This is a genomic window from Clostridium polyendosporum, assembly GCF_018332455.1.
GTDB classification, from domain to species: Bacteria; Bacillota; Clostridia; order Clostridiales; family Clostridiaceae; genus Clostridium_AY; species Clostridium_AY polyendosporum.
Window position 1 is genome coordinate 113,034 of record NZ_BOPZ01000007.1, and the last position, 12,741, is coordinate 125,774.

A 12,741-nucleotide genomic window follows, 5' to 3' on the forward strand; every position below is an offset into this window, starting at 1 on the left:
CTCACTCCCAAAAGAAATATTTCAATAATACCCTATAGCTTATACATATGTGTTAGCTTAAGAGAGCAGCTCCTGATTTTCTTAAAAACATTTTAATCTCTTCAGAATTAAGGTAGGTATCTCCAATAAGGCAATGCTTAGTATCTTTTCTTTTGTTTGTGTGGAAGTCCGAGCCTCCTGTGTAAAAGGAAAACCGTGCTAATGCTGTACTAACAAAATACAATGTTTTGTAATAGATATTATGGCAATATTTTGCTTCTAGTCCATCAAAGGGCATATTTAGAATTTCGGCAAGATATTTTTTGTTTATACGTACAGGGTGTGCTAATACTACAGCTCCTCCAAATGTTTTCAGTAGATATATTCCTTCAAAAACAGAAAGACCATCTTCAGAGGACTCTTTAGGCATAAAACTACCTAAGATATCTCTTGCTTTTTTAACTTTGTGAGTTCTTATAAGTTTAAGTACTTCCTGAAAAGTACTGTCATTATACGATGCATTCTTAAAATATCCTAATAGATGAATACTTTCATGGTTATACCTAGTTGATATTTCAACTGCCGGAATTACTGATACACCATGTTGTTTACCTGCTTCAGCAGCCTCTTTTATTCCATCGGTTGTATTGTGATCAGTAATTGCTATTGTGTCAACTCCTCTTCTTTTTGCCGTTACAATTATCTCCTCAGGGCTAAGTTCGCCATCAGATGCAGTTGAATGGATATGAAAATCTCCTTTAGTTAACATGTTAAACACCTATCTTCTAATAATTTAATTAGAATATTGTAACCATTTAGTATAAAGTTCGGGTCTTATAGCCTTAATAAAATTTAGAAATTGTTTTTTGTACCCAAGCTCTTCTAATCCTTTAATAATTAAGTATGGATATATGGTTCTTTTCTTCATAGCTCTAGCGGTATCAATAAGCTTAATATCACCTGATGGTGTTATAAAAATATGAAATAATGCTGCATCCAATCTGTTATAACCCACCCCCATCATAGCCTCATACAATTCAACAATTTTACTTGAAACACTTGATGTAAGAGTGTGTACTGATAAGTATTTGTCAAGTTCAATACCGTTTATACACTCTCTTATAATATAGTTTTTACCATATGCATAAAGTCTGGGAAAATGTGAGTCTTTTTGTGCCATAACTAGCGTTTCTAACTCATCTTTACATACTTGTTTTCTTTTGAAAATTTTAATACACCTTTGTGAGTCAATTCTGTATACTTTACCTTGTGTTCCACGCCCTAATAATTCCAGTTCTTTTATATTTAAGCCTGCATACAGTTTAATGACAATCACCTGATCAATATAGCAATATCGATATTAGTATATGATGATAAACAGCTTTTTGACTTATGCAATTTTAAGAATTTGTTTTTAGGCTATGTTTTAAATAAATGTTGATTATTGTTTTATTTGTATTATTCAGGTATAATAAACTCAAAGCATTAGTCTGGGGGAATTGTTATGCCACAAATAAAATCTTTGATATCATACATTGAAAAACTATCATCACAGGAACAAGACCAATTAATGTGTTACTTGGAAGAAATCCTTACACTAGATAAACGAGCAGATCAAATTACTGAAGAAGTAATGGAGAGCAGATTTTCAAGGGGCAAAATATGCCCACATTGTAATTCGAATACTATATCAAAAAATGGTAAATATAACGGTAAACAAAGGTATATATGTAAGTCTTGTGGTAAGACTTTTAATGATTTCACACATTCTGCAATTTACATGAGTAAAAAACCCCTAGACAAATGGTTAGAATATGCTAAATGTATGATTAACGGATACTCTATTAGAAAATGTGCTGAAATTGTAGGAATTAATATTGCAACAAGTTTCTTTTGGAGACACAAACTTCTGGATGCAATAAGACTATTCATTGGGATAGGTTCTGTTAAAGGTATAGTTGAAGCTGATGAGATCTTCCTCACCGAATCTTTTAAAGGTAATCATAAGAATAGCAAAAACTTTAAGTTGCCAAGGAATGCTCATAAAAGAGGTGAAGATCTTAAAAATAAAGGGATTTCAAAAGATCATATATGTGTTGCTACTGCAATGGATAGACAAGGCAATATAATTATGGAGTTATTATGCAAAGGTAAAATGACACATCAAGAATTAAAAAGACTCTATACCGGACGTATTACAAATAATTCTATCCTTTGTACTGATAGTGATAAAAGGTATAACCATTTTGCAATAGATCTTTCTTTAGGATACAAACCTATAAAAGGAGGTTACCACAAAGAAGGAATTTACCATATTCAGCATATTAGTTCTTTACGTAGTAAATTTAAAAAATGGATATATAAATTTCACGGAGTTGCTACCAAATATCTTAATAATTATATTTATTGGTTTAAGTGGTTACAATACTACAAAAATGATAAAGATATTGTAAAGATTAAAAACCTTATCGTTCAAAGTAATGTTGTTTATTGTGATGTAAAAACTGCAGATTATAAAACAAGAAAACCTAGTTTTATATAGTATATTACTCTACTAAACTAACATTAAAAAGTTATAAAAAGAACTTAATCAATATTCTTAAAATAAAAAAATTAGATTATAGGAGTTATTTTTGCAACTCCTATAATCTAATTCATTATCAACAATATTCTAAAACAGAGCAATCATTTAACATATATCAGTTTATACTGCAAATTTAGTATATCTTTCAACAACATCATTTAATATGTTATCTTCTGGTGAAATCTCTGATATCTCTTGTAATGTTCTTTCAATACCAAGTTTTTCTATCATTTGTCTAAGTTTAATACTTTGATTATCGCTAGTATTCTGGTAACTTAGTACTGCACAGATACCTAAAATTAAGTTAGGTGTTTCTGCTCCATATTGTCTAGCTGTTACTAAAGGTTTGATTAATCTATCATTTTTTCCTAGTTTTCTTAATGGTTCTCTCGCAACTCTAGAAACATCATCTTTTAGATGTGGATTTTTAAATCTATTAAGTATTTTTTGTATATAATTATGATGTTTTTCTGGATCAAACCCATACTTATTGATTAATCCTTCACCACTTTCAGTCATTGCACCTTCTACTATCATTCTAATTTTTTCATCATTGATACTTTCTTCTATAGTTTTATATCCTTTTAAATATCCAAGATATGCAGTCAATGCATGTCCAGTATTAAGAGTAAATAACTTTCTTTCAATATAAGCTAATAAATTATCTGTCAAGTTCATGCCAGGTATTTCAGGTAATACTCCCTTGAATCCATCTTTTTCAACATTCCACTCATAAAAGCTTTCTACTACTACATCTAAAATATTACCGTTATTTATTGTTGATGGTGGCACAATTCTATCCACAGAACAATTAGGGAATCCTACTGAAGTTTCTAAATATTCAAACTCTTCTACCTGCAAATATTTTATTATTTCATATTTTAAAATTAGAGAAGCATATATAGCATTTTCACAAGCTATAATATTTAAGTTTGTTTTTATTCCTCTTTTGCATCTCAATTTGATTCCATCTGCAATTACAGGAGCAATTTTACTTAGTATTGAAGGCCCAACTGCTGTGGTTATTATTTCAGCATCACATATACATTCTGACAAATTAGGATCATTAACATTAAGAGCCTTAATATTAGTGATTTCTTGTTGACTTGTCTCCTTATCAAGAATATGCACGGTGTATTTTTTTTCTTCATTAATCTTATCAACTACTTGTTGGTTTACATCAGCGAAGGTTACTTCATAATTTGCATTCGATAGTAAGGCTCCAATAAAACCTCTACCAATATTACCAGCTCCAAATTGTATTGCTTTTTTCATTTTATACCCCTCCTAAACAACTTTTTTAACAAAAGTTTGATATATTTTCTTAGATTCACTAGTTCTACTTAGTTCTTTTATAATCTTTTCATCTTCTAAAACTGTAGCGATATTCGCTAATATTTCAAGATGTTCATTTCCTACACCAGCAATTCCTATTACTAAATATGCTTTTTCATTTCCAAACTGAATTCCTTCTGGAAATTGTAGTATAACTATTCCTGACTTTTTAATATTCTCCTTTGCCTTAGATACTCCATGAGGAATAGCTACTCCCCCTCCTATATAGGTAGACACAAGCCCTTCTCTTTCAACCATCGCTTCTATATACTCTTCATCTACATAGCCTGACTTTACAAGTAACTCTCCCGCCATACGAATAGCTTCAAATTTATCTACACTTTTTAAATTTGTCTTTATATTGCTAACCATTAAAATATGATTATCTTTATTAACTTCAACGCTACTATCTACAGCTACATCATCTTTCACTTTATTTTCTAGTTTATTCTTTCCAGTCTTAAGTCTATTTAATAACTGATCGAACTTAGGATCACTTAAGAAATTCTCAATAGAAATATGCTCTGCTTTTGGTGCATTTGATATTGCTCTTGCAGTCAATCTTGTATGACTTATAACAATATCCGCATCCTGTGGTATATCATCTACTGATGAATTAACTACTTGTATATTTAATCCTGCCTTCTTTATCTTATTTCTTAAGTTTGATGCTCCCATAGCACTTGATCCCATTCCAGCATCACATGAAAATACTATTTTGTTAACTACTGTCTTCATTACTCCATTTGTAGTTCCTTTTGTAGTTCCTTTTAAATCTTGCATTGCTTCTCTAGCTTTATTTAAATCGTTCTCATTTGATGAATTATTTGAACTCTTAATGAAGATTGATGCTATTATGAATGATACAAAAGTTGCTACTGCTACTCCTGCTAAAACTCCTAATGTACTACCTTTTGGTGTCAATGCTAATAAAGCAATTATACTTCCTGGTGATGCGGTTGCTACTAATCCTGCATTAAAAATGCTAAAGGTTAATACACCACTCGCTCCTCCACCAATTACTGCTAATATTAATATTGGATTCATTAGCACATATGGGAAATATATTTCATGAATACCGCCTAAGAAATGTATTATCATTGCTCCTGGTGCTGATTCCTTAGCCATTCCCTTACTAAATATCGAATAAGCTAATAGTACTCCTAATCCTGGACCCGGATTTGCTTCTAATAAGAAGAATATTGACTTTCCTACAGTTTTAGCCTGTTCTATGCCTATTGGTCCTAACACTCCATGGTTTATAGCATTATTTAAGAATAATATCTTAGCTGGTTCAACAAATATTGATGCAAGTGGTAATAATCCTGCATTAACTATAGTTTCTACTCCAGCCTTTAATAGATTACTAAAAGATATTACTACTGGTCCAATTGTTGAGTATCCTAGTAATGCTAACACAGCTCCTATGATACCTGCTGAGAAATTATTTACTAACATTTCGAACCCAGATTTTACTTTACCTTCTATAGCCTTATCGAATTTATTTATAACATATCCGCCTAACGGCCCCATTATCATAGCTCCAATAAACATTGGTATACTTGCTCCTACTATAACACCCATAGTAGCTATTGCACCTAACACTCCTCCTCTGTTTCCACCTACAGCCTTACCTCCAGTGTAACCAATTAACAATGGTAAGAGATACGTAATCATTGGACCTACTAGCTTACTAAAGGATTCATTAGGCATCCAACCTGTTGGTATAAATAATGCTGTTATGAAACCCCATGTAATAAATGCACCTATATTTGGCATAACCATACCACTTAAGGATTTACCAAACTTTTGAACTCTGTCTTTTAGCCCTGATTTTGCATCAACGTTTAATCTAACACTTTGTTCCATTAGAAATTCCTCCTTCTCTTCTATTAATAATTATATTCTAACTTCATTGAAATCGTTTTCAGCTATAATTATAATTATTATGTAATGGTATATTGGTTTTCATCTAAAAATATTTTTATTTTACTATAATAGTAATTAGCTAGAAGTTTACTCATTTTATTAATAATGTCACTATGAGCTCCTTGTTTAATTACATTTATAAAATTGTCATCATTTATAAGTGAACTACTTAGCACACTCATTAACTCTAATCTTTTGCTATCAACATGTACTGGTGCTAGCAGTACTAAAGCCGTATTTACAACCTCATCGTAAGTGCCTCTCTTTAATACTATATCATTTTTAAGTCTTAAGACTCCTACTTGCAGTTTAGCAATTTCATCAGACCTGCAATGCAAAAGCATTATATTATAGTCACTTAAAATGGTGCTTCCTAATTCCTCTCTTTTAAGTAGTTTTTCTAGAACATCATCATATTGACGCTGAGAGTCAGTAAAGAATAATGCTGCTTTTTCTATAAGATTATCTATATTCTCGGCTACAACGTTTTCTTTAAGTATAAATCTTTCTATCATCTCCTCAATACTTTCACTATATACTTTTATGGTTTTAACGTTTTCAATAAAGCTTTGATCATTTACTTCTTTATGCCTTTCATCTGACATCTTTCTTGAAAAATTCTTTAACGCCTCTTCAATCTTTATCTTATCTTCTTCTAATAGAAGTGGATTTACATAAATATTGTTAAATTCTATATTTAGAGACACTGTTGAAATAACAAGATCTATGCCTTTTTCTCTTAATTCCTCTTCATTAATGTGAATTATGGAAATTATACTTTCAACTTCAATATTACTAAACTCTTTTTCAATTTTTGAAGCTAATAACCTCGATGTTCCAATTCCACTTGCACAAGCTATAGCTACTTTATATTTTTCAGTGTTATTCCTGTAATTTTCTAATGCTGCTGCAAAATGAATAGCAATGTACCCAATCTCTGACTCTGGTATTTTTCCATGAACCAATTCTTCTAGAGGCTTAATACTTTTCTTACTTACGTTAAATACTTCACTATAATCCTCTTTTATTTTATCTAATAGTGGATTTCTTATATTTAACTTCATATTAAGTCTGTTAATTGCAGTTCCTAGATGGTTTGTTAAATCATTTAATAGCTTATCAGAATTTAAAAGATTTTTACCTGTTTCTTTAGAAGCATTTATAATGATTTTTTGGGCTAATTCTCTAAGTTCTAAGTTATCTAATGTTATATATAATGAATCCTCAGAATTTAACCTAAGCTTTGCCCCCTTAAGATGCATAGTTATATATCCAATTTCCCCATCAGAGATATCAACATCAAAACTCTTAGATAAGTAACTTGCCAACACACTAGAAATTTTATATTCAGGCAAAATCTTTAAATCATCTAGTGCCTTTTTGTCCATGTGAATTCGCTCGCCATTCTTTATTCTTTGTATTGCTAGTGCCAAATGAACAATTAATCCGACATAAGCACTATCTGCTAGTTTTAAATTCTTTTCTTTTTCAATCTTATTGATTAATTCTTCTATAGTTCTAATTGTCTCTTTATCTATTAGCTTTAAAAGATGATTTCTTGTACTTATCTCTATAGTACTTTGTGTTTGTCTTCCTTCTCTTACATTATCTTTGATTATATTTAGTAACTGCCCTTCATCCATACAATCATAGATAAGATGTATCATAGCATGCCTATATTCTTCCTCACTACCTTCAATATAGATTCCTAGGCCAGGTTTTCTTACTAATTTAATATTAAACTTATCTAACCATTTCTGAACTTTATCAAGATCTGAACTTAATGTTCCTTCCGCTGCCTTTAGTAAAGAAGTAAAATAATATAGTTTTATAGGTTCCTTACTAAGAAGTAATTCACTAATAATAAAATATTGTCGTTCCTCAGGACTATACTCCTTACTTACCATCTCTTTATCTAATAAGTTCCTTAATCTAACCTTTTCTTCTATACTCACGTCTAACATTAAACCTACACCAGGCTTCTTGCTAAGCTTGAAATTATTTGCTACGAGCCAACTTTCAATTTTAGACATTTGTCTTAGAATAGTTCTTGAACTAACTTTTAATTTCTTAGCAATATCATTTACTGTTATAGGCATATTATCTATTAGGGTTAGAAGCTCAATAATTTCTTTTTCTCTAGAAGTTAAAGTATTTTTACTCATAATTCACCTTCTTCTATATAAATAAGTTTAATTATTTTAAAAGTATTATTCATCCATGTGAAAACCTTTAAACTTTATGTCTATATATTACTTCCCAGGAGATGATTTTTCAACCAAAACATAATCGACTATGTCCTAAAGTAATAGTGACATAAATGAATATCTATTTCTACATAAATCATCTATACAAAGTAACTTTAAATTTATCACCAAACATTATTCGATTACAATTCCAACATCTTATTTTTGTGTATAAATTAAAATTCTCCTATTTCTAAGTCACCTCCTGGTACTATTTTTAGCCTGTTGCTTATAGAAATACTATAGTTATTAAAAAATCTTTGAACCTCTTGTCTATATATTACTTTTTTATGTCATCTATTTCAATCAAAAGATAATTCATAATGTCTTTAAGTAATAATGACAAAAATGAATATATACTCTTAGATAAAACATTTATATACATTGAAAGTGCTACTAATTGAGTCTTTCAGCATACTATCTACTCAAACTTAACTTATAAATTGTTATAATTTATTAGGAATATCGTATTTATTCCCAAAGCATAACACCCTGATTAAGCTGATTGATAATATTACTCAATACATACTTAATCAGGGGTAGTAATGTTTTTCACTATCGTTAAATAGTTTTATATTACTTTTTTAATTTGTCTAATAGTTCATTATACTTAGGATCATTTAGGAAATTTTCAATAGAAATATGTTCTGCTTTTGGTGCATTTGCTTTTGCCCTTGCAGTTAGTCTTACATGACTTATAACAATATCAGCGTCTTGAGGAATATCATCCACGGATGAATTAATCACTTGTATATCTAATCCTGCTTTCTTTATCTTATTTGTAAAATTTGCTGCTCCCATAGCACTTGATCCCATTCCAGCATCACATGCAAATACTATTTTGTTTATTTCTTTCTTCTTAGGTTCTTTTAAATCTTGCATTGTTTCTTTTACTTTATTTAATTCCTCTTTACCTGATACATTCTTTGAACCCTTAATAAAAATTGATGCTACTATGAATGATACCAGAGTTGATACTACAACCCCTACTAGAACTCCTAATATACTTCCTTTTGGTGTCATTGCTAGTAATGCAAATATACTTCCTGGTGATGGAGTTGCTACTAATCCTACATGGAAAATGCTAAATATAAATACACCACTTGCTCCTCCAGATATAGCTGCTAATAATAATACTGGCTTCATTAACACATATGGAAAATATATCTCATGTATACCACCTAAAAAGTGTATTACTATAGCTCCTGGTGCTGATTGCTTCATCATGCCCTTACTAAATATCCAATAAGCTAATAATATTCCCAACCCCGGACCTGGATTTGGTTCTAATAAGAAGAATATTGATCTACCTACATTTCTTGCTTGTTCTATTCCTATTGGTAATAACACTCCATGATTTATAGCATTATTTAAAAATAATATTTTAGATGGTTCAATAAATACCGATGCAAGTGGTAACAAACCTGAATTAACTATAGCTTGTACTCCAAACCTTAAGGCATTACTAAGAGATATTACTAGTGGTCCTATTGTTAAATATCCTAGTAAAGCTAACACCATACCTATGATACCTGCTGAAAAATTATTTACCAACATTTCAAATCCTGGTTTAACTTTGCCTTCTATAGACTTATCAAATTTGTTTATAACAAATCCACCTAACGGTCCCATTATCATAGCACCAATAAACATTGGAATAGTAGCCCCTACTACTACTCCCATAGTAGCTATTGCACCTAATGCTCCTCCTCTACTTCCACCTATTACTTTACCTCCAGTGTAACCTATTAATAATGGTAAAAGATATGTAATCATTGGATCTACTAATTTACCTAAGTATTCATTAGGTATCCAACCAGTTGGTATAAATAGTGCTTTTATTAGCCCCCATGCTATAATAGCGCCGATGTTTGGCATAACCATACCACTTAAAAACTTACCAAACCTTTGAACTTTATCTTTTATTCTCGCCTGAGTTCCGTAGCTTAAACTAGAACTTTGATTCATAATAGTCCCCCTTATTTTTCTATTAACTCTTCTATAAAAATGAACTAAGTAGATTTTAACACAAATTGTATAATAATAAAAAAATTACAAACTCTTAAAAACAAATTATTGTAACAAATGTTTGTCCTTAGTATTTACGTAACCCGAAAGTTTATACTTCTATTTTAGTTTAATAACTTAACACTCTTCATTTGATAAAAATTTATAAAGATGAACCTTTATACAAAAACTTCATATCCCTTACTTTAGGGATATGGAGTCTTACTACCTTAACAATATTTAAATTAATTATTAAAATCTCAATAGTTAGTTTCTTTAGTTATTGATAACAAAAATACAGTATCATTCTAAAAAGCATATTATCAATTTTTTCTCAACCTATTATCTCCCCCTAAAAATTAACTTCATATGTGTATTGAGTATATTACATATATACTAATTAGCAACTGGAGGATATTATATATCATGTCAATAAAGTTGTTATTTAAGTTACATTTAATATAAACTTAATACAAACATAACTTTAATACAATATCAAATTAAATTTAAATTTATATTAAAAATTATGTAATTGTAAAAAAAAGCTAGAATTTGGTTATATTTTGTCGCAATAACAAGATTATTCTAATTCAGCCTATTTGACGCATCTTCATTCCCTATGGTAATTTTGTGTTAGACAGATCTTGTCATGTAATTTAGAATGTTTGTTGAAGTGAAAAGATTTTATTCATATGTAAAATTGTACTTTAATCATTGAAATGAAAATTGTAAATGGCCATTTACAAATATCCAGTCTGAACATAATAAATACATAATACTACAAAGTTACATCTTTATATTTTAGTTGAGCATTTATTTCCAAATACAATCAACTCAAGGCATAAATCTTTTTATCAGACAAGCTAATATGTCTAAATCAATGACAAAGAGAAGTTTTTAGTCTGAAATAATGAAAAATATTTGTTATCAAATGATTATAAGTGTTTTTTAAATTTTCAAACAAACACTCCAAGAGATTGAATATAAAATTGATATTCGTCATGGAAAAGAAAAAAGTTATTTAGGGGGGTAAGTAATGATTAAGTCAAAAGTTGGAAAATTTGTATTAATTGGTTCTGTAATTTTTAGTTCTTTAATAGGTAACACTCAGCAAAGTTTTGCTGCAACTGGAAGCATGGATTACAAAGACACCTATAGTATTTCCCATATCACTCGTAATGAAATGTTGAAATTACCTGAACAACAAAAAAGTCAACAATTTAAAGTACCTCAATTCGATGCATCAACAATAAAGAACATTCCTTCTGCAATAAAGTATGATCAGTGGGGCAACCAAATTGATTTAGATGTTTGGGATACCTGGCCGCTGCAAAACGCTGATGGAACAGTGGCAAATTATAATGGCTACCATATCGTTTTTGGTTTAGCAGGTGACCCTAAAGCTCCATGGGATACTTTTATTTACTTGTTTTATCAAAAAATAGGCGACACATCTATTGACAGCTGGAAAAATGCTGGTAGAGTATTTACGGATAGTGATAAACTCGTTCCAAACGATCCTATTCTAAATAATCAAGCAGAAGAGTGGTCAGGTTCCGCAACCTTCACATCGGATGGAAAAGTTCGTTTATTTTATACAAATAGGCATCCTTGGGCACCAGAGCGCGGGTTTTATGGTAAACAAACCTTAACAACAGCTCAAATCAATGTATCTCAACCAGATGCTGATATCCTTAAGGTTGATGGCGTAGAAGATTTTAAGTCTATCTATGAAGGCGGAGACGGTACAATCTATCAAAATGTTCAAAAAGCTTTCGGTGAGGGAAACTATTCTGATAATCATACTTTAAGAGATCCTCACTATGTTGAAGACAATGGTCGTAAATACCTTATTTTTGAAGCGAATACAGGGTCGGAAACCGGTTACCAAGGAGAGGAATCGTTCTACAATAGAGCTTACTATGGTGGAAGTAACGTCTTCTTCCAAACTGAGAAAAATAATTTGTTGCAAAGCCCTAAAAAAGATTATGCGAAATTAGCGAATGGTGCACTAGGTATCATTGAATTAAATGATGATTATACGTTAAAAAAAGAAATGAAACCGCTGATTGCATCTAATACAGTAACAGATGAAATTGAACGAGCTAACGTATTTAAAATGAATGGTAAATGGTATTTATTCACAAGTTCAAGAGGATCTAAAATGATCGTTGATGGAATTGATGCGGAAGACATTTACATGTTAGGTTACGTATCAGATTCTTTAACTGGACCATACAAACCTTTAAATGATACTGGACTTGTATTACATCAAGATCTTGATCCTAACGATATTACCTGGACTTACGCTCACTTTGCGATCCCGCAAGTTGAAGGGAATAACGTGGTAGTCACAAGTTACATGACAAATAGAGCTTACTTTGCAGATCATCATTCTACTTTTGCACCAAGTTTCTTACTGAACATTGAAGGATCAAAAACATCAGTTGTACCAAATAGCATCCTTGAACAAGGACAAGTTACGATTGATAAATAACGGTCATCAGCTAAAAACTTATAAAATAATATTAAAGATTTGAATTTGAAAAACATAAAAAAATGCCGATTTAATATCGGCATTTTTTTACAGATAAATCTTTACCTTCTTATAGATTAAAAGCATCTTAAAAATAAACAGGTATAATTCTCAATCCAACAGAA

Annotated in this window: 8 protein-coding genes; 2 read left to right on the forward strand and 6 right to left on the reverse strand. The window is 30.5% G+C overall.

Annotated elements, in window-relative coordinates; genetic code table 11:
• Positions 1 to 52: 52 nt before the first annotated feature.
• Positions 53 to 748, reverse strand: coding sequence for a PHP domain-containing protein (locus tag CPJCM30710_RS06105; RefSeq protein WP_212903285.1), 696 nt, complete (start codon positions 746 to 748; stop codon positions 53 to 55).
• A gap of 24 nt (positions 749 to 772) precedes the next feature.
• Positions 773 to 1,159 carry an RIO2 family protein gene (locus CPJCM30710_RS06110; RefSeq protein ID WP_246503479.1) on the reverse strand — a complete coding sequence of 129 codons (387 nt, stop codon included), beginning with the start codon at positions 1,157 to 1,159 and terminating at the stop codon, positions 773 to 775.
• A 324-nt stretch (positions 1,160 to 1,483) separates the two neighbouring features.
• Between CPJCM30710_RS06110 and CPJCM30710_RS06115 the strand changes: the two genes are divergently transcribed.
• Positions 1,484 to 2,521, forward strand: a complete 1,038-nt coding sequence (locus tag CPJCM30710_RS06115; protein ID WP_212903287.1) for an IS1595 family transposase — start codon at positions 1,484 to 1,486, stop codon at positions 2,519 to 2,521.
• Positions 2,522 to 2,683: 162 nt separating this feature from the next.
• Here CPJCM30710_RS06115 and CPJCM30710_RS06120 read toward each other — a convergent pair whose 3' ends face one another.
• The 4 genes from CPJCM30710_RS06120 to CPJCM30710_RS06135 all read right to left on the reverse strand — a co-directional run bounded on the left by CPJCM30710_RS06120 (position 2,684) and on the right by CPJCM30710_RS06135 (position 10,041).
• Complete coding sequence (locus CPJCM30710_RS06120) at positions 2,684 to 3,838, reverse strand: mannitol-1-phosphate 5-dehydrogenase (protein WP_212903288.1); 1,155 nt, start codon at positions 3,836 to 3,838, stop codon at positions 2,684 to 2,686.
• A gap of 12 nt (positions 3,839 to 3,850) precedes the next feature.
• Complete coding sequence (locus CPJCM30710_RS06125; protein WP_212903289.1) at positions 3,851 to 5,767, reverse strand: PTS mannitol transporter subunit IICBA; 1,917 nt, start codon at positions 5,765 to 5,767, stop codon at positions 3,851 to 3,853.
• Between the two features lie 77 nt (positions 5,768 to 5,844).
• Positions 5,845 to 7,992 carry a BglG family transcription antiterminator gene (locus CPJCM30710_RS06130; RefSeq protein WP_212903290.1) on the reverse strand — a complete coding sequence of 716 codons (2,148 nt, stop codon included), beginning with the start codon at positions 7,990 to 7,992 and terminating at the stop codon, positions 5,845 to 5,847.
• Positions 7,993 to 8,649: 657 nt separating this feature from the next.
• Positions 8,650 to 10,041, reverse strand: a complete 1,392-nt coding sequence (locus tag CPJCM30710_RS06135; RefSeq protein ID WP_212903291.1) for a PTS mannitol transporter subunit IICB — start codon at positions 10,039 to 10,041, stop codon at positions 8,650 to 8,652.
• A 1,075-nt stretch (positions 10,042 to 11,116) separates the two neighbouring features.
• On the opposite strand from CPJCM30710_RS06135, the gene CPJCM30710_RS06140 reads away from it, so the two are divergent.
• Positions 11,117 to 12,577, forward strand: coding sequence for a glycoside hydrolase family 68 protein (locus CPJCM30710_RS06140; protein ID WP_212903292.1), 1,461 nt, complete (start codon positions 11,117 to 11,119; stop codon positions 12,575 to 12,577).
• Positions 12,578 to 12,741 lie beyond the last annotated feature (164 nt).